Raw genomic sequence first — 23247 nt, forward strand, 5'->3', positions numbered from 1 at the left:
GATGGACATGGTCTATCACTGGCGTCTGACACCCCCCGGAAAAGAGTTACACATCACTATCGAAAATCACCGCAAAGAACGTGAATTCGATGCTGCCCTGTCGCTCAGGGCGCTGCCGCTGACCCGTGAGGCGCTGCGTAAGCAACTGTGGCGACTGCCCCTGATGACCGCGAAAACTGCCCTGACCATTTACTGGCAGGCGGTAAAACTGTGGCTGAAACGGGCACCTGTTTATTCTCATCCTCCTGTTGATAAGGACTGATCATGAGCCAACCCGAAGTGCAACTCACCCGCGAAGGGGCGACGAACCGGCGCAGCAAGGCTGCACGCGCACTGATCCTCGGCGTGTTAAAACAGCTGCATGGTGCCGGTCTGACCCTGCGGGAAGCAGGCGAGAATTCGCTGTTTTTTGGTGACCCGACGGCGCCGCTGCAGGGGGAAATCGAAGTACACAACCTGCGCGCCTACCGCCGTGTTTTGCTCGGCGGCAGCATTGCGGCGGGAGAAAGTTATATTGACGGCGACTGGACGACGCCCAATCTGACCACCGTGCTGCAACTGCTGGCGGAAAACCTCAAACTGGTTGATAAGCTCGAGGCCCGCCTGAGCTGGGTCACCGCGCCGCTTAACGGCCTGATCCACTTTTTCCGCCGCAACAGTCCGTCGCAGGCGCGCAAAAATATTTCTGCCCATTACGATCTGGGCAACGATTTTTACCAGGGTTTTCTCGATGAGAAAATGCTCTATTCGTCAGCCTGGTATCAGGAACCGCAGATGACGCTGGAACAGGCGCAGGAAGCAAAAATGCGTCGCCTGTGCGATCAGCTGCACCTGCATGCAGGGGATCACCTGCTGGAAATCGGTACCGGCTGGGGAGCCATGGCGGAATTCGCCGCCCGTGAATATGGCTGTCAGGTCACCACCACCACGATTTCCCGCGAGCAGTACGACTATGCCTGCGAGCGCATCGAAAAGGCCGGTCTGACCGATCGCGTCACCGTGCTGTTTGAAGACTATCGCGCGCTGCGCGGGCAGTTCGACAAACTGGTGTCGATAGAGATGATCGAAGCGGTCGGCAAACGCTACCTCAAAACCTTTTTCAAACGCTGCAACGCCCTGCTCAAGCCGAACGGCCGCATGGCCATTCAGGCGATCACCATTGCCGATCAGCGTTATGCCTCTTACAGCCGCAACGTCGATTTCATTCAGCGTTATGTGTTTCCCGGCGGTTTTTTACCTTCCATCACCGCCATGAACGACACCATGACCCGCTGCACCGGCCTGGTGGTACGCGATCTGTTCGACATTGGTTTCGATTATGCCCGCACGTTGCATGAATGGCGTGAACGCGTACAACGTTACTGGAATGCCCAGCTGGACGGCGCGCAGGACGAACGTTTCCGCCGCCTGTGGCTGTTTTATCTGTGCTACTGCGAGGCCGGATTCCGCGCCCGCACCATCAGCACCGTGCAGCTTATCGCCGAGCGGCGCGCATGAGCACCCTGCGCTTCTGGCTGCTGACGCTGGGCTTTGATGCCTGGTGGACACTGGCCGTGTGGGGGCGCGAACGCGTTATTGTTTTTCTGCTGATCAGCAGCTTTCTGATGCTGGCGTTTACACCCTCCCGCCGCCGGTTATGGGTGGCGGTGGCCTGCACGCTGGGCATTATTCTTGATTCTGTCTGGTGCATTCTCGGGCTGTTTGAGTTCACCGGTTCGACCGGCGTCCCGCCTTGGATGATGGCGCTGTGGCTGGGTTTCAGCGCGTGGTGGTTGTGGCTTCTGGGCTATTTACAGTTCGCCTGGTACTGGCTGATCCCGCTCGGCGCGCTCAGCGGCCCGCTGGCGTATTTCATCGGTATGCGTCTGGGGGCGATGGAACTTCTCGCCTCACCCGCTCACGTCTGGTTGCTGATGGCGGCGGGCTGGGCGGTGTTCCTGCCACTTATCAGCCTGCCGGTTTTACTGCACAGGAGAAAACCATGAGACGTATGTTAACAGCAGCACTGGCACTGATGCTTTCCTTCTCTGCGTTTGCCTCCACGCCCTGGGCGCAGTGGCAACAGGTTGGCCGCGCCACCTTAACCTGGGGGCCGTTCGAGGTTTATCACTCCTCATTACTGACACCGGGGGGGAAATATGAGGCGCAAAAATGGCCGCAGGCACTGGTTATTGATTATCTGCGCAGCATAGATCGCGAGGAGCTGACCAAAGCCACTGAAGAACAGTGGCAAAAACTGGGCATGGACAGTGAGGCGCAAAAAAATGGCTGGCTGGAAGCCGTTGAAAAGACCTGGCCGGATGTCAGTAATGGCAGCCAGATCGTCTTTCTCGCCACTGAAAAAGGCGGTCAGTTTTACAGCCGCGCCCCCAACAGCGTGATGACAGCGCCCGTCGGCGAAACCTTCAGCCCGGCGTTTCGCGATGCGTTTCTGGCGATCTGGCTCTCTCCCGCCACGCAGTATCCTGATTTACGCAGCAAGCTCATCGGCGCATCGGCGTCAGATTAAGGTTCATCCGACCGGAGGTTTTATGACAGTTTCCCGCTCTGTTCTGCGCAAAGGTTTTCTCGGTCTGATGACAGCCTGCGTGCTGTTACTCACCAGTTGCAGCGCCGACATCAAAGATTACGCACAGACACAACCGAAGCTGGATATTTTCACTTATTTCAGCGGTGACAGCGTGGCATACGGCATGGTGCAGGATTACACGCACAAACAAACGCGGCGTTTTGCGGTGAAAATTCGCGGCGATGTGGTTGCCGACACGCTGACGCTGCATGAAGATTTTGTCTATGACGATGGCGAGAAACAGACCCGCGTCTGGCACATCCGCAAACTGGCTGACGGCACTTACACCGGCACCGCCGGCGACATCATCGGCACCGCAAAAGGCCAGTCGGCGGGCAATGCGTTTAACTGGAACTACGTGATGGACGTCAAATCAGGCGGCAGCACCTACCGCCTGACGTTCGATGACTGGATTTACCAGCAGGATGAACAGCACCTGTTTAACGTCACCTCGCTGAAAAAATTCGGTGTAGAAGTGGCGCGGGTGACGTTGTTCTTTGAGAAGAAATAGGTCTGCCCCCTCCCCTGCACAGGGGAGAAGTAAAACACATCGACTTTCGGTTAAACCTTCACTTCCTTAATGACCGATTTCCTTCGTCCGAAGACAAATTTCCCCAGCGTGACCAGCAGCACCGCGCACAGGATAATCCCCAGCGCGACCCATTCGACCGGTGACAGGGATTCACCGGCGAAACCAATGCCGAGCAGAACGGCGACGATCGGGTTGACGTAGGCATAGCTGGTGGCGAGGGCCGGACGTACGGTTTTTAGCAGGAACATGTACGCACTGATGGCGATCATCGAGCCGAACACAATCAGATAACCGAGCGCCAGAAAGCCGTGCAGCGAAGGCGTGGCGGCCAGGTGCTCGCCGTTTAACTGGCTGGCGATCAGCAACACCACGCCGGCGACAATCATCTCCGCCGCACCGGCCATCAGGCCTGCTGGCAGCGGCAGACGCGAACTCCACACTGAACCGAATGCCCAGCTTATCGAGGCCAGCAGAATCAGCGCCGCGCCCCACGGATTGCCCCCCAGATTGCTGCCGGTATTGAGCAGCACAATCCCGAACAGGCCAATGCCCACGCCGGTCCATTCCAGACGGCTGTTCGGCATCCCCCACAGGCGGCTAAAGCACAGCGTAAACAGGGGCACGGTCGCCACCATGACCGCCGCAATGCCGGACGGCACCTGCATATGTTCTGCGACGGTCACCAGACCATTGCCCACCGAGAGCAGCAAAATACCCACCGCACCGGCGGCCAGCCACTGTTTCAGACCGGGGAACTTATGCCCGCGCAGCAGCAGAAAAGTGAACATCACACAGCCGGCGAGAAAGAAACGCAGCCCGGCCATCATCAGCGGCGGCCAGCTTTCCACACCGACGCGGATCACAAAATAGGTAGAACCCCAGATAAAATACAGCGCAAACAAAGCAGCGATTAACGGCAGCAAGGAACGGGAGACTGAAGGCATAAGAGTAACTTATTAGCGTGATAACGAAGGCAGACAGTTAACGCTATTGCCCTGATTAACGGCAAGGAAATCTGTGCGATCGCATCAAAATGTTGCTAAAAAGTTTCTGCATATGACAAAACATGCGCTGAGATCAGCGATAAAGTAATCGCCGCATGAATAGTGTGTTGCAGGGGTAACGAAACAATTTATAATTCCCGACTCATTTTCTGAGGTACTGCACATGAACTCGCTTGGCAAAAAATTATTTATCGCATTGTTTGGTCTGATGGCAATTGGCGCGATCGGTGGCGTGATGGTTGCAGGCTACGCCGTGGTTATTCAGGATGACGCCAAACCGGTCAGCGATAACGATGCCCCGTCCGTGGTGCCTGCGCCACCCTCTGCGTCAGCGAACTGATTCGTCTGCTGACCGCTGCTGCCAGCGGTGTAACCAGCGGCTCCAGCGTTCAAACAGCATATCCACGCAAATCGCCAGCAGCGCGACGATCGCCGCCCCCTGCAACACATAGGCGGTGTTGAAGCCGCTCAGCCCGATGATGATCGGTGAACCGAGGCTCGATGTGCCGACCGTCGAGGCAATCGCCGCGGTGCCGATATTGATGATAACGGAAGTCCGGATCCCGGCGATGATCACCGGCGCCGCCAGCGGAATCTCCACTTTACGCAACATCTGCCAGCGGCTCATGCCGACACCCTGCGCAATTTCCCGCGCCGAGGCAGACACGGATTCAATACCGGCAATGGTTCCCTGCAATATCGGCAGCAAGCCGTAAAGGACCAGCGCGATAATCGCCGGTTTTTCGCTGAACCCCATTACCGGTACCGCCACGGCCAGCACCGCCACCGGCGGAAAGGTCTGCCCCATCGCCACCAACGTCTCCACCAGAGAGCGAAATTCTTTTCCCGCCGGGCGCGTAACGCCAACCCCCGCCGCCACGCCGATCACCACCGCAATCAGGCTGGATATGCCGACCAGCATCAGATGTGCGGCCACCAAAGAGGAAAAACTTTCCTGCTGATAAACCGGCCGGCTCAGTTGCGGAAACATCCAGTGGAACACCCCACCGAGCGAGGTCATGCCGAAGATAAGCGCCAGCAATAACGCGAACAACCAGGGTAAGGGATCGGTGATGACCCGCCGTAAACCGCGTTTCATGCCTCACTCCTTTGCGCGGTGAGATCGGCAAAATGCAACACGCCGACCGGTTGCCCCTGCTCATCCACCACCGGCAGCTGCGCAGCCTGCTGCGCGACAAACGCAGACAACGCCTGACTCAGGCTCATCGACGCCCGCAGCGGTTTCTGGCTGCCGGAATAGTGCTCGCCGTGGCGGGTGCGCGAACTGACATCCTGCAACGACAGCAGACGAATGCCCATGTCGCTGCCGCCAAAGAAATCGCGCACGAACGGCGTCGCCGGTTTGGTCAGCAACTCCAGCGGCGTTCCCTGTTGCACCACCTGCCCGTCGTTAAGCAGCACAATGCGGTCGGCCAGCGTCAGCGCTTCATCAATATCATGAGTCACCAGCACAATAGTGCGGTGGGTCATTTTATGGATGCGCGCCACTTCTTCCTGCAACGTGGCGCGGGTCACCGGGTCAAGCGCGCCGAAAGGTTCATCCATCAGCAGCACTTCCGGGTCAGACGCCAGCGCACGCGCCACGCCGACGCGCTGTTGTTGCCCGCCGGAAAGCTGATGCGGATAACGCTGACGAAACTGTTTCGGATCGAGATTGAGCAGCGACAACAATTCGGTCACGCGGTCGCGGATTTTCGCCTTCGGCCATTTCAGCAGTTGCGGCACCGTGGCGATATTCTCCTCGACCGTCCAGTGCGGGAACAGGCCAATCGACTGGATCGCATAGCCCATCCGGCGGCGCAGATCCTGCGCGCGGAATTTTTCTATCGGTTCACCGGCAAATAAAATTTCCCCCCGGTCGTGCTCCACCAGCCGGTTAATCATTTTTAGCGTGGTGGATTTTCCGGAACCGGACGTACCGATCAGCACCGTGAATTCGCCTTTGGCCATTTCCAGCGTGAGATCGCGCACGACCGCTTTTCCGGCAAAGTGTTTGCTAACCTGCTTGAAATGAATCATCTGCGTGAAGTTTCCAAAAGTGAGACTGCGAATTTAAACAGGCTGTCGACGACCACCGCCATCAGCACCGCCGGGATGACGCCAAGCAGCACCAGATCCAGTGCGCTGCTGAGTAATCCCTGGAACATAATGGCACCGAGGCCACCCGCGCCGATCAGCGCCGCGACCATCGCCATGCCCACCGTTTGCACCGCAACAATGCGGATGCCGGTGAGGATGACCGGCAAAGCAATGGGCAGTTGTACGCGGAAAAATATCTGAACCCGGTTCATGCCCATGCCGCGCGCCGACTCGATCACCGCTTCCGGCACCGAATCCAGCCCGGCGATCACGCCGCGCACCAGCGGCAGCAGCGAATACAGCACCAGCGCGATAATCGCCGGTGCCAGCCCGATACCGCTGATGCCATGTTCCGCCAGCCACGGCAGCGCTTTCGCAAGCCCGGCCAGTGGCGCAAGCAGCAGGCCAAACAGGGCGATCGACGGCACGGTCTGAATGATATTGAGCACCGACAGCACAGCGCCGCGCCAGCGCGGTGAGCGGTGGCAGAACAAACCAACCGGCAGGCCGATCAGCACCGCAGGCAGCAGCGTGCCGGACAAAATGCCCAGATGCTGCCACAAGGCGTCGTTAAACACGTCGGAGCGGTTGTCGTATTCTTTTAACAAAGAAAGTTCGGCCAGCTGGCCGTACGCCAGCAGCAACACTACCGGCAATATCATCTGGACGTTGAGCACAATCCGCAGGCTGTGGTTGCGGGTAAACCGGGAGATGGCGTCAGAGGCGATCAGCAGACACAGCGCCGAGGCAGCCCAGAAACCGCCGCCGAGCGACGTGCGCGCAATGCTGTCCTCATCGCCACCGGTCAGTTGCACTGCGCTGTGCCCGGCCAGCCACACCAGCGCCGCCAGCAGAATTTCCGCCAGCAACATCACCAGCAGGTGATGTTTTCCGTATAACGTGAGGAAGGCCGCCGCCAGCAGTAACAGCGCGGGCAGCAAAATCAGCGTGGAGGTGCCGTGCAGCAGCGTCACTAATGAAATGCCCTGCCCCGACACCAGCCGGTTCGGCGCATGGCTGAGAAATGCCAGGCCATAACCGGCCAGCAAAAGCAGCAAAACCAGCGTCAGCAGCACGCGGTTTTTGACGAATGAATGATGAGTCAAAACAGTACCTGAGTCCGGAGAGCACGACCCGCAGGCCGTGCTCTGGGCGTCACTGCCCGATTATTTTTTAACGAAACCCTTTTCCTGCAAATACTTCGCCGCGACTTTCTTCGCATCCAGCCCGCCGACCGCGATTTTCGCATTCAGCGTTTGCAGCGTTTTAGTATCCAGCGAAGCGAAGACCGGTTTCAGCAGCGCCGGAATGTTCGGATGGGCTTTCAGCGCGGCCTCACGGATGATCGGCGCAGGTGCATAAATCGGCTGAACGCCTTTCGGATCCTCCAGCGTTTGCAGGCCGAGTGCGGCCACCGGGCCGTCAGTACCGTAAGCCATCGCCGCATTCACACCGGAGGTTTTTTCCGCTGCGGCTTTGATAGTGACCGCCGTATCGCCGCCCGCCAGTGACAGCAGCTGTGCCTGATTCAGCTTGAAGCCGTAGGCATTTTCAAACGCCGGTAACGCATCAGGACGTTCGATAAATTCTGCCGACGCCGCCAGTTTAAAATCCCCGCCGGAGCTGATGTATTTACCCAGATCAGCCAGTGATTTCAGGCCATGCGCACTCGCCAGATCGTTACGCACCGCGATGGTCCAGGTATTGTTCGCCGGGGACGGATCCAGCCAGACGATTTTATTCTGGTCGTAATCGAGCTTTTTCACTTTGTCGAAACCGGCCTGCGCATTTTTCCACGCCGGGTCTTTTTCGTCTGAGAAGAAGAAAGCACCGTTACCGGTGTATTCCGGGTAGATATCAATTTCACCGGCAGAGATCGCGCCGCGCACCACTTTGGTCGTACCCAGTTGCAGCTTGTTGGTGGTCTTGATGCCGTTAGCTTCCAGCACCTGAATAATGATGTTGCCGAGCAGCGATCCTTCGGTATCAATTTTCGACCCCACGCGCACCGTCTCATCCGCCGCATGTGCGGTGAAACTCATTGCCGACAGCGCCAGCAATGCTGCGGTCATTCCCCGCATCCGCCCTGTTTTTGCAGTCATGGTAAGTCCTCTTTTTGATTTTTTGGGTGTATGTCGCCGGGCGACGGTCTGGCAAATTAGCTTTCATCAGTGAAAACAGCGTGCTGACAAGGATAGTTCAATTTTGGGTAAGGGGTCTGATGGTGAGGTATAAAAGCAGGGCGCAACCGGCCTGGGAAATGCGTATTGCTGCACAGCTAATCTGCGAAATGGATAATGCCGGCTGGCACAGCGTGCAGAAGGCGGAAGACGAACTGATGAGGGGGTTTTAAGCCCAGGCTTAGATCGCTTTGTTTTAAGTTATAGCCATTTGATGTGATGTCTCGGGTAATCAGGACTTGTGACCGGCATCACGTCGCCTCTATGCTGGTTTTTTTGTCAAAAAGCGTAAACAAAACCATGTCTGATTCTATTGCGGCCTCTCCCGCCGCCTCTTCAGGGTACTCCGGCGCGGCGGATGCGGCGTCTGATCAACCGGTGGTGATCCGTTCCGCCTCCGATATTACGCAGTTAGTTAACCGCGGCGCCGCGAAACTCAGCGACGCGCGCGTGGTGATTGCCATCGCACTGGGCGGCGTTTTCCTCGACGCTTACGATCTCGGCGCGCTGGCCTTCGGCATGAAAGATATCACCCGCCAGTTCGGGCTGACGCCTTCCGGCGCAGGCTTTGTGGCCTCAGCGATCACCTTCGGGGCGATTGTCGGCGCACTGTTCGGTGGTTATCTGACCGACAAAATTGGCCGTTATCGCGTGTTCATGGCCGATATGTTCTTCTTCGTGATTGCGGCGCTGGCCTGTGCGTTTGCGCCAAATGAATGGGTGCTGGGCGGCTCGCGTTTTGTGATGGGGCTGGGCGTGGGCATCGATTTGCCGGTGGCGATGGCGTTTCTGGCGGAGTTCTCAAAACTGCAGGGGCGCGGCAATAAAGCCTCGCGCGTGGCGATGTGGTGCCCGACGTGGTACGCCGCCATCAGCGTCTCCTATCTGCTGGTGCTGCTGCTGTATGCGGTGCTGCCCGCCACGCACACCGACTGGTTATGGCGTCTGATCCTCGGTTTCGGCGCGGTGCCTGCCATTCTGATTATCGCCATCCGCCACCGTTATATGAATGAATCGCCGGTGTGGGCGGCCAATCAGGGCGACCTGCAAGGTGCGGCGGCTATCCTGCGCAAGTCTTATAACATCAATGCCGTTGTTGCCGACGATGCGGATAAAACGCCGCAGGTAAAAGTGCGCAAAGCCGCATGGCGCAACTACGGCACGCTGTTGCAGGGCATTTACCTGCGCCGCACAGTGCTGGCGACCGTCACCGCCGTGGCTTCGTCGTTTGCTTATAACGCCGTGGCGTTCGGGCTGCCGGTGATTTTATCGAGCTTCCTGCAACAGTCGATGATCAGCACCATTTTGTTCTCACTCGGTCTGAACCTGTGCTTCGCCTTCGTCGGCGGCCTGATTGCGGTGCGTTACGTGTCGAAATTTGGCGCATGGAAAATGACGTACGCCGGTTACGCCTGCCAGCTGGTGGCGATGATCGGCCTCGCGCTGGTGGGCCGCCCGGCAGACGGCGGTGAAGCGGCGATCTCCATCGCTATGCTGGCATTATTCCTGTTCGGTCAGGGTTTCGGACCCGGCTCGCACACCATGACTTTTGCCTCGCTGAGTTATCCGACTTCCCTGCGCGGCATGGGCGTCGGCTTCAACCAGACGCTGATGCGCGCCAGCTCAACGCTTTCCCTGTTCCTGTTCCCGGTACTTTCTGCGGCACTGGGCACCGGCGTATTCTGGGTGATCGCGTTAGCACCGCTGGCCGGATTGATCGTGCTGACCGCGATACGGTGGGAACCCTCGGGGTATGACGTGGATGCTGAGGATTTTAATGCCGAAGCCGGGCATTAAGGCGGCTTAATCAGTTCAGAACGAGAAAATTTCGGTTTCTTACGTGCGGTGATCACTTATCGCGCTGCGCCGAAACCGCCCAAGAGAGGGAAGTGCTTTCCCTCTCTTGGATCTCTCCCCGCTTTTTCAACACGCGCTCCGCTCGCTGGCTATGTTTCAGTTACCACGGCGTCAGGCTGGAAATCTTGCCGCTGCGCGGTGCCTTCGTTTCGGGTTTGCAGCCTCTGGTCTGCAACCTCTCACTCAGCAAGATTTCTGATTCGCCCGCACGATCTTAAATTCAAAACCCATTGGCTTTTCAAATCAAAATCAGTGAGGTTGTGAAGTAATAGCCTGAGGCCGGTTCCAAAATTCCGCCGGAGGCAAGATTTCTGAATCGCCCGCACGATCTTAAATTCAAAACCCATTCCCGTTGGCTTTTCAAATCAAAATCAGTGAGGTTGTGAAGTAAAAGCCTGAGGCCGGTTCCAAAATACCGCCGGAGGAGAGGCGCAAAACCGCGCGTCTTTTTGCGCGGGTTGTAGCCCGAACGAAGGGCACCGCGCAGCGGCGGGATTTTGCGGCTATCGCTGCGGTACCTGAAACATAGCCAGCGAGCGGAGCGCGCAGTGAAAAAAGCGCGGGAGTCCAGAGGGCGCGCGCTTACGCGTCCTTTGGGCCAGTGTGGGCGGCGAGCCCACGGTCTTGACCTTAAAGCCAGTGTTGAGCGGCTAACTCAACGCATCAAATGACCGCGCTTCTAGGCGCAAAAACATACCCCACGCCACTTTCGATCATCGCCGCCACCAGCTCGAATCCACCATTCGGTTTACTCTGGGCAAACTCCATTTCGCTGGTAAATACCGGGGATACCCAAAACTGATTCACCGGGTCGCCGTAAATTTTCGGCAGACGCATTTTGTCGGCAGGTCCGCACAAGGCAGAGGAGATCACGTGGCCTTCGAAACCCATCGGGGCCATCGGTGACATCAGCGTGTGGCCTTCACCGAGCCAGCTCAGGGTGGTCCAGGGCACCTGCGCATAACCGGAAAGTGCGCTTGCCATCTGCACGGCATTTTCTTCGCTGACGTACTCTTTACCGACCGAAAAAGCCAGTTCGATACGACGGTGCTTTTCGGCTTCATCGTTGAAAATAATATCGATTTGCGGCATCGGGCGGATGCTCATGCCCACGGTGAAGAAATAGTAATTCTCGTCATCCTCATGCTGGGAAATCGCCATCGGCGGCCAGCTGCCCTGATTGATCAGATAGTATTTCAGTGAGGGGCCAAAACGGTCTTCGTAAGATTCCAGCAGCTTGCGCTGGATTTTCGGCCAGGGATTGCTGAACTCATTTTGCCAGTCGCGCCAGAACAGACGGGTTTTTTCCGCCAGTTCGCACTGCGTGTTGGTTGAGGCAGAACCCAGCGGGAAAGTCAGCGGGTTCTCTTTGATACAGCCGGCGGAATAACACACCGAATGATCGATATACAAACTCCAGCCGGGGATCACCGCCAGCAGCAAACCCTGATACCACAACGCGGCACCGTCATCACTTTCGTTCCATAAGATCTGGATCTGCGACGGATCCAGCGGCGCTTCGCCCTCCAGATTGCGGCAGTATTGCGCCGCCAGCATCGGCGATATGCCGTGCTCCATCGCCTGCGTGTCATCGTTTAACGGCGCAGGCACCAGGTTACGCACCCAGCAGGCACGCATTTTCGGAAAACGGTCGCGCAAATCCTCGCGGGCGAATATATAGAAATACACCACGCGGTTGTCCTGCTCGACCAGCGCGGTCAGGGTTTGTTTGTCGTTACTGACTTCAGCAACAATGTCGGACTGGCGCATATGACCTCGGCAATATTAGGAAGCTTATTATTCCCTGTGATGGCCAGTGTAGAACGTATAAGCAAGCCCGATAACGGGCAATATTCCCAAAAATCCCCGATAAATCATCGAAACACGCGCTTTTTTCACAAAATTAGGCGGTTAACGGCAATACAGACGAAACAGTTGCGCCAGATGTGCCGACATCGGGGTGAGCGTCGTGTCGCGCCGCTGAATCAGATAAAAGGTCGCCGTGGGCAGCGGAACATCCAGATCCAGCGCCACCAGACTCTGACCAATCACCGGGTCGCTTATCACATCCACCGACAACACGCTGAGGAAATCCGTTTTGGCGATAAGGCTGGTGCAGGACATAAACGTCTCGCAAATCACGCTGATATTGGGCTCCGCGTCCATTTCACTGAACACTTCGCTGAGCAGTTTGTAGTAACTGCCGCGCGGGGTGGGCAAGGTCCAGTCGCAGTGCAAGAGCTCTTTCATTGAACGTGCGTTTTGCATCGGATGCCCGCGCCGTGCGACCACGCGATACTCTTTATCCATAAGCTTTTCATATAACAGTTCGTTATCAAAGGGGCCCTGATAATAGGTATTGACGGTGAAATCCAGCTCGCCTTGCCGCAACTCTGGGATCATCGACACCAGCTGTCCTTCGGCGATGCGCACCTTCACATTGGGGAATTCGCGGTGAAAACGGTCAATCACTTCCGGCATAACGGTGCGCGCAATGCTGGCACCGACCCCGATATTCACCCTGCCGCTGGTGCCGCCCAGACGCTGGGTAATATCCTCCTGCGCCACCCGCAGCTCTTCCAGAATCAGGCTTGCGCGCTTGAAAAACCCCTCGCCACAGTCGGTCAGCGTCACCCCCTGACGGCGGCGGATAAACAATCTTGCCCCGAGACTTTCTTCCAGCTCTTTAATGGATTTGGTCAGTGCGGGCTGAGAAAGATTCATCATCCGGCTCGCGGCACGAATACTGCCATGACGCGCGACCGACACAAACGCCCTCAGTTGATGCATTTTAATTTGTGATGGCATGAGATTCTTTGATAACCCCTGATTATCACTAAGAAGATTTTGGCATCTTATATGCCCTGATTGCTTTATGTACATTGAAAATCATCTAAGGCCGGCAAGTCCCCTCCAGATTTAGGTTTCCTCCTTTCTGCCTCCCGCCGCAGAAAGCCTGCATGTCTGAGAAAATAAGAGAGTCCGTGATGGTAAATGAGATTTCTGAACGCGTAGAACAGCTGTTCCCTTCCCTGCAAAAGCAACGCCGTGATTTGCACAAATATGCCGAATCCGGCTGGCTGGAATTCCGTACTTCCACGCTGGTGGCCGATCGTCTCGAAAAGCTCGGCTATTCGCTGCAACTGGGCAAAGAGGTGATCGACGCGCAGTCGCGGATGGGTCTGCCCTCCGCCGCCGTATTAGCCGAACAGGAACAGCGCGCGCTGGAACAGGGGGCGATTGCCCGCTGGATGCCGCATTTTTCCGGCGGTTTCACCGGCATTGTCGCCACGCTGAACACCGGGCGTCCCGGCCCGGTGATGGGTTTTCGTGTCGATATGGACGCGCTGGATTTGTGTGAGGTGCTGGAAGAAGGGCATCGTCCGTTCCGCGAAGGGTTTGCGTCCGCCAATAACGGCATGATGCACGCCTGCGGCCACGACGGTCACACCACCATCGGCCTCGGGCTGGCGGAGGTACTGATGCAGATGCGCGACCAGCTCTGCGGCACCATCAAACTGATTTTCCAGCCTGCCGAAGAAGGCACGCGCGGCGCGAAATCCATGGTGGAAGCAGGCGTGGTGGACGACGTGCAGTATTTCACCGCCGTGCATATCGGCACCGGCGTACCGGCGAATCACATCGTTTGCGGTAACGATACCTTTATGGCGACCACCAAGCTGGACGTGCATTTCACCGGCGTCGCGTCGCACGCCGGCGGCAAACCGGAAGACGGCCGTAACGCCCTGCTGGCAGCGGCGCAGGCAACGCTTGGGTTACACGCGATCCCGCGCCACAGCGGCGGTGATTCACGCATCAATGTCGGCGTTTTACAGGCCGGTACCGGGCGTAACGTGGTGCCTTCCAGCGCCACGATGAAAGTGGAAACGCGCGGCACGACCAATGAGGTGAACGAATTTATTTATCAGCAGGCGCTGAAAGTGATTTCCGGCGCAGCCGAAATGCATCAGGTGAAATTCGACATCAGACTGATGGGCGCGGCGCAAAGCAGCACGCCAACGCCAGCGTGGGTGAATTACATCCACCGTCAGGCGGAAAAACTCGGCGAGTTCGAACAAATCATTGACCGTCAGGAAGGCGCGGCCGGTTCGGAAGACGCCACCTATATGATGGAGCGGGTTAAATCACGCGGCGGCGAAGCCTCTTACGTGATTTTCGGCACCGATCTGAGCGCAGGCCATCACAATGAACTGTTTGATTTCGATGAAAAAGTGATGATTCAGGGCATTAAAACGCTGGCGGCGCTGGCGCTGAACATCGCTGAATTCAAAGGAGGGAACTGATGGCGGATCAACACAATATCGTCAGTTTTATCAATGATTTCATCGATAACCAGCAACCTGCGCTGGCGAAAATCAGTGATGCCATCTGGGATCACCCTGAAACCCGCTTTGCAGAATCGTTCTCCTCGGCATTGCTGGCCGACACACTGGAAGCCAGCGGATTTGTCGTTGAGCGCGGCGTCGGCGGCATGGACACCGCGTTCATTGCCCGTTTTGGCAGCGGCAAACCGGTGATCGCCCTGCTCGGCGAATTCGATGCGCTGGCCGGTTTAAGCCAGAAAGCCGGTTGCGACGTGGCGCAGCCGCTGGTGGAAAACGGTAACGGCCACGGTTGCGGCCATAATCTGCTGGGCACCGCTGCACTCGGCGGCGCGCTGGCGGTGAAAGCCTGGATGGAGCGCGAAAACATTCAGGGCACGGTGCGTTTTTACGGCTGTCCCGGCGAAGAAGGCGGTTCCGGCAAAACCTTTATGGCCCGCGAAGGGCTGTTTGATGATGTCGATGCCGCGCTGACCTGGCACCCGGAAACCTACAGCGGCATGTTCAGCAACCAGACGCTGGCCAATATTCAGGCATCGTTCAGCTTTAAAGGCGTGTCCTCACACGCCGCCGCCGCGCCGCATCTCGGCCGCAGCGCGCTGGACGCCCTGACGCTGATGAATACCGGGGCGAATTTCCTGCGCGAGCACATTATTCAGGAGGCACGCCTGCATTACGCCATCACCAACGCAGGCGGGATTTCGCCAAACGTGGTGCAGGCCGATGCCGAGGTGCTGTATCTGGTGCGCGCACCGCAGATGGATCAGGCGCAGGCGATTTTCGAGCGCGTGGTGGATATCGCCAAAGGCGCGGCGCTGATGACCGGCACACAGATGTCGATGCGTTTCGATAAAGCCTGCTCCAACTATGTGCCAAACCGTACGCTGGAAAGCGCGATGTATCAGTACGTGCAGGCTTTCGGCACGCCGCATTACACCGCCGAAGAGCGGGCGTTTGCGGCGTCGATTCACGCCACGCTGAGCGATCAGGATATCGATAATAATCTGCTGAATATTTCCCGTACCAGCGGCGCAGAAGGCGTGGCGTTCGCCGAAACCCTGCGCCATTCCCCGCTGACAGACGCCGTTGCGCCGTATGCCCCGAACGGCAATATCCTCTACGGCTCAACGGATGTCGGCGATGTCAGCTGGCTGGTCCCCACCGCGCAGTGTTTCAGCCCGTGTTTTGCGGTCGGTTCGCCGCTGCATACCTGGCAGATTGTCTCCCAGGGGCGCACCTCCATCGCCCATAAAGGCATGTGTCTGGCGGCAAAAGTCATGTCATCCACCGCCATAGACCTGTTTACTCAGCCGGATTTACTGGCAGCCTGCCAGAAAGAGCGCGACGCACAACGCGCACGGCGTCCGTATCACTGCCCGATCCCGGCGGGCGTAAAACCTTCGCCATTGAAGTAAATCATGAGCAGGAACCCGCTCATGCGCGCCCCGTTCCGGCACGCATGAGCGGCATAAATATAAAAAAAGACAAACACGACAGAGGGTTAACAGATGAGTATTCAGGCGCAAGATTCCGGCCAGAGTCCGGGAGGATTTCTCCAGTGGGTTGAACGTGTGGGTAATAAAATTCCCAATCCGTTTTTATTGTTTGTGTATCTGATTGCCGTGCTGATGGTCGCGAGTGCGGTGATTTCATGGCTGAATATTACGGCGGTAAATCCGAGCAACGGCGAAATCATCCAGGTTAAAAATTTGCTGAGCGTGGAAGGCATTCAGTGGATTTTGCCAAACGTCATCAAGAATTTCAGCGGATTTACCCCGCTGGGTTCGATACTGGCGCTGGTGATCGGTGCCGGGCTGGCGGAACGTGTCGGGCTGCTGCAAAGCCTGATGTACAAAATGGCGTCCAAAGTGAATGCCCGTTACGCCAGTTATATGGTGATTTTTATCGCCTTCTTCAGCCACATTTCTTCCGACGCCGCGCTGGTGGTGATGCCGCCGCTGGGCGCGCTGATTTTCCTCGCGGTCGGGCGTCATCCGGTGGCCGGTTTGCTGGCCGCCATTGCCGGGGTCGGCTGCGGTTTTACCGCCAATCTGCTGATTGTGACCACCGATGTGTTGCTCTCCGGCCTGAGTACCGAAGCGGCGAAAGCCATTAATCCGGCGGTGCAGGTCAGCGTGATCGACAACTGGTACTTTATGGCAGCGTCGGTGATCCTGTTGACCATTGTCGGCGCCGTTCTGACGGATAAATTCGTCGAACCGCGCCTGCCGGTGTATCAGGGCGAGCGCAATGAAGAGATGAAAAAGCTGACGCCGGAACAGAACCGCGGCCTGATGGCGAGCGGAATTGCGGCGCTGGTGTTTATCGCGCTGGTGGCGTTGCTGGTGGTGCCTGAGGCCGCACCGCTGCGCAATCCGAAAACCGGTGGCATCATTCCTTCGCCCTTTATTCAGGGCATCGTGCCGTTGATCATTTTGTTCTTCTTCGTGATTTCCGTGCCTTACGGCATGGTGACAAAGCAAATTCGCAGCGCCAGTGACGTGCCGGATCTGCTGGTGGATCCGATGAAATCGATGGCCGGTTTTATTGTGATGGTGTTCCCGCTCTCCCAGTTTGTGGCATTTTTTAACTGGAGCAACATGGGGAAATTCATGGCGATCGGGCTGACGGATGTGCTGGAAAATCTGGGCATGACCGGCATTCCGGCTTTCCTCGGGCTGATTTTCCTCTCGGCGTTGCTGTGCATGTTTATCGCCAGCGGCTCGGCCATCTGGTCGATTCTGGCTCCGATTTTTGTGCCGATGTTTATGCTGCTCGGCTTCCACCCGGCGTTCGCGCAAATCGTGTTCCGCGTGGCAGATTCTTCCGTGATCCCGCTTGCGCCGATGTCGCCGTTTGTGCCGCTGTTCCTCGGATTCCTCCAGCGGTACATCAAAGAGGCGAAACTCGGCACCTATTATTCGCTGGTGCTGCCGTATCCGATTGTGTTTTTCGTGGTGTGGCTGCTGATGCTGGTGGGCTGGTATCTGCTCGGTTTACCGATTGGACCGGGTGTGTATCCGCATCTGTAACGCTCAGTTAAGGCGTCCCATACGGCGCATGGCGCGGTGCCATGAGCCGTTTCTTACCGCCCAGCGCAGCACGCTGGCAATGCGGCGGATGGCGAAACGCAACATTTGACGTTTCGGCCTGAAAATGGAAATACCCAGTTGCCTGGCCGCCCAGTCAGGTAATAATTCTATGCCCGCCTGAATCATCAGGCTGCCAACCGGCTTTGCCAGACGGCTTGGGGCGGGGGCATTTTGCAACAATCTCACCACTTCCCGCGTGCGTTCATCACAGCGTAACTGCGGGCGCATGGCCTGCAGATAAGCCTCCACGGCTGCCACGCTGTCCGGAACGTTGGCAGAACCCAGACTTTCCGCCACACGGGCGAATTCCTGATAATAACGATTCTGATCGTCCAGACTGAGTGCCGGATTGCGGTAACGAAGATGGGATTGCAGAAAACTGTAGGCTTCGGTGACGTGTACCCAGACCAGCAACTGCGGGTCACTGGCGGCATATGGCGTGCCAAAAGCATCCGTACCGGTCACGCGTAAATGAATGGATTTTACTTTTTCGATTAACGCATTGGCATCGCGCGTCGGTCCGAAAGTGGTGCAGGAAACAAACTGGCTGGTGCGCCGCAAGCGGCCAAGCATGTCTTCACGAAATGAGGAGTGATCCCAGACACCGGCAAGCGCCAGCGGATGAAGCATCTGCAACAGCAAGGCGCTGACGCCGCCGCACAGCATAGAAGTAAAATCGCCATGCACCCGCCAGGTCACGCTTTCCGGGCCAAACAGCCCCGGATCGCCCGGCGGATGTTCAAAATCGATACCACCGGATGCCAGGCCCGAAAGACTCAGCACCTGGCGTTCAATTCTCTTTCTTACCCATGCATCAGGACTCATCAATGCGCGGCAGTGCTGATTACCGTTGCCCTGCTCAGCTGCGGCCAGATGTTCATGACCACGTCGATCAGCTGATTCAACTGGGCGGAAGAGGCGCCATCGCGTGCCTGAACCGAGAAGCCCTGAATCGTACAGGCGAGGTATTTCGCCAGCAGGGCGCTGTCAGTCACAGAGGCCATTTCGCCAGCCTGTTTTCTTTTCTCAAAGAACTCAAACAATGAGCGTTCCTGAGAGAGATGGCGTGCGCGCAGCATTTCTGCGATATCCGCAGAGGATGAAGACATCCCGGACGAGGCGCTGATCATAAAGCAGCCGCTCGGCGTGTCGCAGTCTGTAAACAGCTCCGCGATAGCCCGCAGATACTGGCCGATGGTTTCTTCGACGGACAAATCTGTTTTGCTCAATAAACATGAGCTCTTTTCGTAAAAGTTAGTCAGATAATGTTCAACGGCTGCGCGAAATAGCCCTTCTTTATTACCGAATTCGGCATACAGCGTGGGCGCTTTTGCACCTGTCGCTTCGACCAGATCCGCCAGCGACGTGGCCTCATAGCCGTGGCGCCAGAATAAATTCAAGGCCTTGCTCAGAGCAGTTCCACGGTCAAACTGTTTTGGGCGACCGCGACTTTTCCGGACCAAAGCCGTCTGTTCAGTGCTCATACACCCTCCTTCCATCACCATTGTGATTATGGTTGTTAAAACTAATCGTTATAAAAATAACTTAACGATCATTATTAAAAATAGTTGCGCACAAGTCCAGCGGAGATTATCATTTAATTATCGAGCGATAAGAAAATCACTCAAACCCGCAAAGCTGCACAAGCTATAAGCGTTTTTACACGTAACACACCCAGGACGTAACATCATGAGTAATCTTAAAATCCTTCTTGCAGTTATGGCTTTAACCGCTGTCCCGGTTGCCAATGTTGCCGCACAGCAGGTTATCATGATGCCTTTACTGAGTCAGGAAGTGGCCATGGTCAATGTGACCGGGGACAGTAATTACTGCAAACCCGGTACCTATGTGAGTAAAAAAACCTCACAAGGCCGTATTTCAACTTCTCCGACTCAGCCACCTGCCCCGTCAGCCTCTGGTCATACACCCGCTTCTATCTACTATTAGAAGAACCGGGCGACTGACGACTGACTCTCAGCGCAGGAATCACGATAAGGCGGCCCTGGTCGCCTTATCTTTTACTCTTCACGGTAAGAACGCCCCCAGTTTTAACACCCTCCCCCGTCAGAACCAACCATTAACCTAGCGATCATTAATGATTCATTCAGCACAAAATTGGATAAGCAGTTTTCATTCGTGCGGGGAAGTAGTTTAAAAACATAAAATTAACGAAAACCAAACAAACCGGCCTTTTCGTGTGATCTCTGTCACAGCACAATAAGTTAACGCTCATTAAAAAAACATCTTGCACAAACTGTCGCCAACCTCTAACATTTACTTATCGAACGTTAACTAATAAATAACGTTGACCTGAAAACTGAGGCCTCTGAACAAGTGGCCCCGACCAAAAAATAACGCACAGGATTAAACATCATGAAAACTATCGCAATGAGCATCGCAGCACTGACACTCGCTACCGCGTCTTTCTCAACACTGGCAGCAACGGAAGTTCAGTCGGCACCCGCTTCCCAGCAAGTCGTCGGTACCATCAGTGCCTCATCTAATGGTGACCTGAGTACCCTGCAGTCAAAACTGAATGCAAAAGCCACTGAAGCCGGTGCAAGTTCATACCGCATCATCGGTGCTTCCGGTGACAACCATCTGTACGGCACTGCTGAGATCTACAAATAAGAATGATGAACGCGTTAGCAGATTGTTCCGCACAATTAGTTAACGATTAATAAATAAATAAGTTGCGCAGAATGTGATCCAGGTCTAAGATTTACTTATCGAACGTTAATTAATAACGTCGGACTGAATAATCATCTGCTGATAAACAGAATCAAAAGGAAGACATCATGAAAAACATCACTATGACATTCGCGGCAATCGCCCTTGCTACCGCCTCTTTCTCCACCCTGGCCGCGACTGAAGTTCAGTCTGCTCCGGCAGGTCAGCAAGCCATTGGTGTGGTTAGCGCCACGTCCGGTAACAGCCTGACCAGCCTGCAGAACAAGCTGAACGCGAAAGCCAGCGAAGCCGGTGCAAGTTCTTACCGCATCATTGGTGCTTCCGGTGACAACCATCTTTACGGTACTGCTGAGCTGTATAAATAAGCACGCAGGACCTTAGCACCAGGGTAATCAGCATTTAAATTATCCATTAATAACTTAAATGCTAAATCGGACAGAAGACAGCTTTGCACAATAAATGAACGTTGGTGACAACGCCGGGCAAAGCTTAAAAAACGAATTGAGGAAAATATTATGAAAAACATCACTATGACTCTCGCCGCTCTCGCACTGGCTACCGCTTCATTCTCAACACTGGCAGCGACTGAAGTTCAGTCTGCACCAGCAGATCAGCAAGCAATCGGTGTTGTCAGCGCAACAGCAGGCAACAGCCTGACCAGCCTGCAGAACAAACTGAGTGCTAAAGCCAGCGAAGCCGGTGCAAGCTCTTACCGCATCATCGGTGCTTCAGGCGACAATCATCTGTACGGTACAGCTGAGCTGTACAAATAAGTCTGATGGTATAAACAGGCAGTAAGCAGAAGAGGCGGCGTTTGCCGCCTTTTTCATGCCTGCGATCCGACAAATCACTTCACACGCTTTCATCCCCTTCTTTTTGTGCTACATTTTTGTCTTACGTTTCCATTCAGGTTCTTCATTCCAATGTAACGAATTCTCATCGCTGACAGTTTTTATATCCCTGTTGCCTCCAGGCAATACGGGGGTTTCTGTTATTTCAGATGAGAATCTCATTCATGAATTCGTTATTGCATGCGCTGATACGCGCATTACGCAGTCACCGCTGGCTGCGTCTGCTGGGTTGTGCCTTTATTTTATCCTCGCTCGGAAATGGTCTGACGCAGGTGGTGGTTTTTGGTCAGCTGCTGCGCTGGCAGGCCTCGCCCGCGACACTGACACTCGCGTATATGCTCGCAACGCTGCCCGGTTTTTTCGGCAGTGTCTGGGGCGAAAGACTTTGCCGGAAAATATCACCGCTGCGCATTCTGATCCTGTGTGAATTACTCGGTATGCTGGCCCTGATAATGCCGCTGTATGGTGTGCTTACTCATAATATCCCGGCACTGCTGGCCGTTCAGTCTGCGGAGGCTTTATTTAGCGGGATGAGTTATCCGGCGCTGACACTGTTGTTCAAACGCGGACTTAGCACCGAAGAACTGCCGGCGGCCACGGCGCTTGAAACACTGATTTTTTCGGCGCAGGTGTTGCTTGGCACCGGATTGGGCATTTTGCTGTTTGATCTGTTTTCACCGCTTAGCCTGCTGGCCCTGGATGCACTGAGTTTTGCAGCCTCTGCGGCTCTGCTGGCCGGATCATTAGCCCTCTTCAAAACGTGTTCCCCCACTGCTGCTCCGCCAGAAACGGATGCGAAACCGCCATTACACTGGAAAACGTTTACGCCTTTGCAAAAACGAAGCGTCTTGCTGCTACCGGCACTCGCGGCGGTGGGTTCTCCGGCGATGGCATTGTTACCGGTTCTGGCGCAACAAATGCAACCGCAGGATACGGCCAGTCTGGCGCTGCCGTTGTTGTTTGCGCGCAGTCTGGGGCAACTTTGCGGCCCGCTGCTGCTCAATGCAGATAAACTGCGGCATTACGGCGCCAGCAATCTGCGGCTTTTGTTATGTCTTACGCTGTTTCTGGGCGGATATTTTCTGTTACCGCACGTTGCCTTATGGCCGCTTGCCGCACTGGCGCTCATCTTCGTTGCGCATCTGGCCTCGAACGTGGTGTTTGCATTGGGGACGTTTGGCGTACTGAGACATTTTCAGGACGCGGATGTTGCGCGGGCCAGCGCACTCGCCTGGCGCGGACAGGTGTTTATTGCCGCTATCGCTACCGGCATTGCCGGATATCTGGCAGAAAATGCCGGTGCCGCAACAGCGCTTTATAGCGTTTCACTCACCAGTCTGGCCGGTGTCGCCCTTCTGCTCTGGCGCTACCGGGCGTAATTAGCATCACAAAACACAAAAGGCAGAGATCTCTCCCTGCCTTTTTTCATTTTTAGATCGGCATAACCCCATTTGTTACGGCGCATCGCGCAAAAAACATCTCCGCTTTCTCCCTCACCGCCCCTGCCGTCATATAAAGGTGTTGGCGTGAGGGATGTTTAGGTATAAAATTTTATACACAAGGAAAGTGGCGGTGATTAAAAATATCGACTGGCAAAGCACGATACGCTGAGATAGTCCGGGAACGTCAAAGGAGAGAAAATGAAAGAAAAGATTGATATCGCTTCACGCCATATCACCCCGGCGGACGGCAATGTTTTTGCTGATTTAGGCTTCAGCGAAGAAGAAGCGCAACGTTTACATGCGGATTCGCAAGCTAAAATCGCACAGACCATTGCGCTTAAAGAACAACTGATGACTGAGATTGGCAGCTGGATAACGATGCAAAATCTACGTCAGAGCGATGCCGCTAAAGTGCTCCAGGTTTCCCGCCCGCGGGTTTCCGACGTAGTGAACAAAAAAACCGATAAATTTACCCTGGATGCCCTGATTCTGATGCTGAGTCTGGCCGGAAAACAGGTGAAATTGGTGGTTGAATAATGAGCATCACAAAATACAAAAGGCAGAGATCTCTCCCTGCCTTCTTCAT

24 protein-coding genes and 1 pseudogene are annotated in these 23247 nt (G+C 55.7%); 16 read left to right on the top strand and 9 right to left on the bottom strand.

Translation table 11 applies throughout. From position 1 onward, the window contains the following. From ED901_RS25375 to ED901_RS09975, 5 genes are all read left to right on the top strand, one after another. The coding region (locus tag ED901_RS25375) for a DUF1365 family protein (protein ID WP_240993909.1) at positions 1-262 on the top strand (262 nt) is incomplete at its 5' end. 2 nt (positions 263-264) lie between these two features. Next, the gene (locus ED901_RS09960; protein ID WP_122095805.1) at positions 265-1497 is read left to right on the top strand and encodes a cyclopropane-fatty-acyl-phospholipid synthase family protein; all 1233 of its coding nucleotides are present in this window, start codon (positions 265-267) and stop codon (positions 1495-1497) included. Then, the gene (locus ED901_RS09965; protein WP_122095806.1) at positions 1494-1985 is read left to right on the top strand and encodes a DUF2878 domain-containing protein; all 492 of its coding nucleotides are present in this window, start codon (positions 1494-1496) and stop codon (positions 1983-1985) included. The genes ED901_RS09960 and ED901_RS09965 overlap by 4 nt, the downstream gene beginning before the upstream one ends. Further along, the gene (locus ED901_RS09970; RefSeq protein WP_122095807.1) at positions 1982-2509 is read left to right on the top strand and encodes a hypothetical protein; all 528 of its coding nucleotides are present in this window, start codon (positions 1982-1984) and stop codon (positions 2507-2509) included. The genes ED901_RS09965 and ED901_RS09970 overlap by 4 nt, the downstream gene beginning before the upstream one ends. 22 nt (positions 2510-2531) lie before the next feature. After that, positions 2532-3080, top strand: coding sequence for a DUF3833 domain-containing protein (locus ED901_RS09975; RefSeq protein WP_056778373.1), 549 nt, complete (start codon positions 2532-2534; stop codon positions 3078-3080). 50 nt (positions 3081-3130) lie between these two features. Here ED901_RS09975 and yedA read toward each other — a convergent pair whose 3' ends face one another. Further along, the gene (gene yedA / locus ED901_RS09980; RefSeq protein ID WP_122095808.1) at positions 3131-4045 is read right to left on the bottom strand and encodes a drug/metabolite exporter YedA; all 915 of its coding nucleotides are present in this window, start codon (positions 4043-4045) and stop codon (positions 3131-3133) included. Positions 4046-4268: 223 nt separating this feature from the next. Here yedA and ED901_RS25600 point away from each other — a divergent pair. After that, a pseudogene (locus ED901_RS25600) lies at positions 4269-4370 on the top strand (hypothetical protein); the annotation flags it as partial. A 63-nt stretch (positions 4371-4433) separates the two neighbouring features. On the opposite strand, the gene ED901_RS09985 reads toward ED901_RS25600, so the two are convergent. The 4 genes from ED901_RS09985 to ED901_RS10000 are packed head-to-tail and all read right to left on the bottom strand — an operon-like array spanning position 4434 to position 8286. Beyond that, positions 4434-5204: an ABC transporter permease gene (locus tag ED901_RS09985; RefSeq protein ID WP_122095809.1), complete on the bottom strand. Its 771-nt coding sequence runs from the start codon at positions 5202-5204 to the stop codon at positions 4434-4436. Then, positions 5201-6145: an ABC transporter ATP-binding protein gene (locus tag ED901_RS09990; protein WP_122095810.1), complete on the bottom strand. Its 945-nt coding sequence runs from the start codon at positions 6143-6145 to the stop codon at positions 5201-5203. Before ED901_RS09990 ends, ED901_RS09985 begins: the two co-directional genes overlap by 4 nt. Then, the gene (locus ED901_RS09995; RefSeq protein WP_122095811.1) at positions 6142-7311 is read right to left on the bottom strand and encodes an ABC transporter permease; all 1170 of its coding nucleotides are present in this window, start codon (positions 7309-7311) and stop codon (positions 6142-6144) included. The genes ED901_RS09990 and ED901_RS09995 overlap by 4 nt, the downstream gene beginning before the upstream one ends. A 60-nt stretch (positions 7312-7371) precedes the next feature. Continuing rightward, on the bottom strand, positions 7372-8286 hold the full coding sequence (locus ED901_RS10000) for an ABC transporter substrate-binding protein (protein ID WP_371414303.1): 915 nt from the start codon (positions 8284-8286) through the stop codon (positions 7372-7374). Between the two features lie 399 nt (positions 8287-8685). On the opposite strand from ED901_RS10000, the gene ED901_RS10005 reads away from it, so the two are divergent. Next, entirely contained in the window at positions 8686-10182 is a 1497-nt protein-coding gene (locus ED901_RS10005) for an MFS transporter (protein ID WP_122096108.1), read from the top strand. 723 nt (positions 10183-10905) lie between these two features. Here the strand turns inward: ED901_RS10005 and ED901_RS10010 are convergent. Both ED901_RS10010 and ED901_RS10015 read right to left on the bottom strand, forming a co-directional pair. Further along, complete coding sequence (locus tag ED901_RS10010) at positions 10906-12012, bottom strand: suppressor of fused domain protein (protein WP_122095812.1); 1107 nt, start codon at positions 12010-12012, stop codon at positions 10906-10908. Positions 12013-12153: 141 nt separating this feature from the next. Then, positions 12154-13050 (bottom strand): LysR family transcriptional regulator, encoded by an 897-nt coding sequence (locus tag ED901_RS10015; protein ID WP_056778350.1) that lies wholly within the window; start codon positions 13048-13050, stop codon positions 12154-12156. Positions 13051-13229: 179 nt separating this feature from the next. Between ED901_RS10015 and ED901_RS10020 the strand changes: the two genes are divergently transcribed. The 3 genes from ED901_RS10020 to abgT all read left to right on the top strand — a co-directional run bounded on the left by ED901_RS10020 (position 13230) and on the right by abgT (position 17617). After that, positions 13230-14546 (top strand): M20 family metallo-hydrolase, encoded by a 1317-nt coding sequence (locus ED901_RS10020; protein ID WP_122095813.1) that lies wholly within the window; start codon positions 13230-13232, stop codon positions 14544-14546. Then, the gene (locus ED901_RS10025) at positions 14546-16000 is read left to right on the top strand and encodes a M20 family metallopeptidase (RefSeq protein WP_122095814.1); all 1455 of its coding nucleotides are present in this window, start codon (positions 14546-14548) and stop codon (positions 15998-16000) included. Before ED901_RS10020 ends, ED901_RS10025 begins: the two co-directional genes overlap by 1 nt. Before the next feature lie 93 nt (positions 16001-16093). Further along, positions 16094-17617, top strand: coding sequence for a p-aminobenzoyl-glutamate transporter (gene abgT / locus ED901_RS10030; RefSeq protein ID WP_122095815.1), 1524 nt, complete (start codon positions 16094-16096; stop codon positions 17615-17617). A 3-nt stretch (positions 17618-17620) separates the two neighbouring features. Here abgT and ED901_RS10035 read toward each other — a convergent pair whose 3' ends face one another. After that, positions 17621-18502: an oxygenase MpaB family protein gene (locus ED901_RS10035; RefSeq protein WP_056778336.1), complete on the bottom strand. Its 882-nt coding sequence runs from the start codon at positions 18500-18502 to the stop codon at positions 17621-17623. Beyond that, entirely contained in the window at positions 18502-19161 is a 660-nt protein-coding gene (locus tag ED901_RS10040; protein WP_122095816.1) for a TetR/AcrR family transcriptional regulator, read from the bottom strand. The genes ED901_RS10035 and ED901_RS10040 overlap by 1 nt, the downstream gene beginning before the upstream one ends. A 205-nt stretch (positions 19162-19366) precedes the next feature. Here ED901_RS10040 and ED901_RS10045 point away from each other — a divergent pair, with 205 nt between their 5' ends. The 6 genes from ED901_RS10045 to ED901_RS10070 all read left to right on the top strand — a co-directional run bounded on the left by ED901_RS10045 (position 19367) and on the right by ED901_RS10070 (position 23198). Continuing rightward, positions 19367-19624 carry a hypothetical protein gene (locus ED901_RS10045; RefSeq protein ID WP_122095817.1) on the top strand — a complete coding sequence of 86 codons (258 nt, stop codon included), beginning with the start codon at positions 19367-19369 and terminating at the stop codon, positions 19622-19624. A gap of 426 nt (positions 19625-20050) precedes the next feature. Beyond that, positions 20051-20308: a YdgH/BhsA/McbA-like domain containing protein gene (locus ED901_RS10050; protein WP_056778325.1), complete on the top strand. Its 258-nt coding sequence runs from the start codon at positions 20051-20053 to the stop codon at positions 20306-20308. A gap of 167 nt (positions 20309-20475) precedes the next feature. After that, positions 20476-20733 carry a DUF1471 domain-containing protein gene (locus tag ED901_RS10055; protein WP_056778321.1) on the top strand — a complete coding sequence of 86 codons (258 nt, stop codon included), beginning with the start codon at positions 20476-20478 and terminating at the stop codon, positions 20731-20733. A 150-nt stretch (positions 20734-20883) separates the two neighbouring features. Further along, entirely contained in the window at positions 20884-21141 is a 258-nt protein-coding gene (locus ED901_RS10060; protein ID WP_056779142.1) for a DUF1471 domain-containing protein, read from the top strand. A gap of 242 nt (positions 21142-21383) precedes the next feature. After that, on the top strand, positions 21384-22598 hold the full coding sequence (locus ED901_RS10065; RefSeq protein WP_122095818.1) for an MFS transporter: 1215 nt from the start codon (positions 21384-21386) through the stop codon (positions 22596-22598). A 261-nt stretch (positions 22599-22859) separates the two neighbouring features. Continuing rightward, complete coding sequence (locus ED901_RS10070; protein WP_056778310.1) at positions 22860-23198, top strand: helix-turn-helix domain-containing protein; 339 nt, start codon at positions 22860-22862, stop codon at positions 23196-23198. Positions 23199-23247: the final 49 nt, after the last annotated feature.

Source organism: Rahnella sp. Larv3_ips (genome assembly GCF_003697865.1).
Taxonomy (GTDB): Bacteria; Pseudomonadota; Gammaproteobacteria; order Enterobacterales; family Enterobacteriaceae; genus Rahnella; species Rahnella rivi.

Bases quoted from the DNA above. Each gene is read 5' to 3' on its own strand.
- ED901_RS09960 (WP_122095805.1), top strand. From the start codon at position 265: ATGAGCCAACCCGAAGTGCAACTCACCCGCGAAGGGGCGACGAACCGG.
- ED901_RS09965 (WP_122095806.1), top strand. From the start codon at position 1,494: ATGAGCACCCTGCGCTTCTGGCTGCTGACGCTGGGCTTTGATGCCTGG.
- ED901_RS09970 (WP_122095807.1), top strand. From the start codon at position 1,982: ATGAGACGTATGTTAACAGCAGCACTGGCACTGATGCTTTCCTTCTCT.
- ED901_RS09975 (WP_056778373.1), top strand. From the start codon at position 2,532: ATGACAGTTTCCCGCTCTGTTCTGCGCAAAGGTTTTCTCGGTCTGATG.
- yedA (WP_122095808.1), bottom strand. From the start codon at position 4,045: ATGCCTTCAGTCTCCCGTTCCTTGCTGCCGTTAATCGCTGCTTTGTTT.
- ED901_RS09985 (WP_122095809.1), bottom strand. From the start codon at position 5,204: ATGAAACGCGGTTTACGGCGGGTCATCACCGATCCCTTACCCTGGTTG.
- ED901_RS09990 (WP_122095810.1), bottom strand. From the start codon at position 6,145: ATGATTCATTTCAAGCAGGTTAGCAAACACTTTGCCGGAAAAGCGGTC.
- ED901_RS10000 (WP_371414303.1), bottom strand. From the start codon at position 8,286: ATGCGGGGAATGACCGCAGCATTGCTGGCGCTGTCGGCAATGAGTTTC.
- ED901_RS10005 (WP_122096108.1), top strand. From the start codon at position 8,686: ATGTCTGATTCTATTGCGGCCTCTCCCGCCGCCTCTTCAGGGTACTCC.
- ED901_RS10010 (WP_122095812.1), bottom strand. From the start codon at position 12,012: ATGCGCCAGTCCGACATTGTTGCTGAAGTCAGTAACGACAAACAAACC.
- ED901_RS10015 (WP_056778350.1), bottom strand. From the start codon at position 13,050: ATGCCATCACAAATTAAAATGCATCAACTGAGGGCGTTTGTGTCGGTC.
- ED901_RS10020 (WP_122095813.1), top strand. From the start codon at position 13,230: ATGGTAAATGAGATTTCTGAACGCGTAGAACAGCTGTTCCCTTCCCTG.
- ED901_RS10025 (WP_122095814.1), top strand. From the start codon at position 14,546: ATGGCGGATCAACACAATATCGTCAGTTTTATCAATGATTTCATCGAT.
- abgT (WP_122095815.1), top strand. From the start codon at position 16,094: ATGAGTATTCAGGCGCAAGATTCCGGCCAGAGTCCGGGAGGATTTCTC.
- ED901_RS10035 (WP_056778336.1), bottom strand. From the start codon at position 18,502: ATGAGTCCTGATGCATGGGTAAGAAAGAGAATTGAACGCCAGGTGCTG.
- ED901_RS10040 (WP_122095816.1), bottom strand. From the start codon at position 19,161: ATGAGCACTGAACAGACGGCTTTGGTCCGGAAAAGTCGCGGTCGCCCA.
- ED901_RS10045 (WP_122095817.1), top strand. From the start codon at position 19,367: ATGAGTAATCTTAAAATCCTTCTTGCAGTTATGGCTTTAACCGCTGTC.
- ED901_RS10050 (WP_056778325.1), top strand. From the start codon at position 20,051: ATGAAAACTATCGCAATGAGCATCGCAGCACTGACACTCGCTACCGCG.
- ED901_RS10055 (WP_056778321.1), top strand. From the start codon at position 20,476: ATGAAAAACATCACTATGACATTCGCGGCAATCGCCCTTGCTACCGCC.
- ED901_RS10060 (WP_056779142.1), top strand. From the start codon at position 20,884: ATGAAAAACATCACTATGACTCTCGCCGCTCTCGCACTGGCTACCGCT.
- ED901_RS10065 (WP_122095818.1), top strand. From the start codon at position 21,384: ATGAATTCGTTATTGCATGCGCTGATACGCGCATTACGCAGTCACCGC.
- ED901_RS10070 (WP_056778310.1), top strand. From the start codon at position 22,860: ATGAAAGAAAAGATTGATATCGCTTCACGCCATATCACCCCGGCGGAC.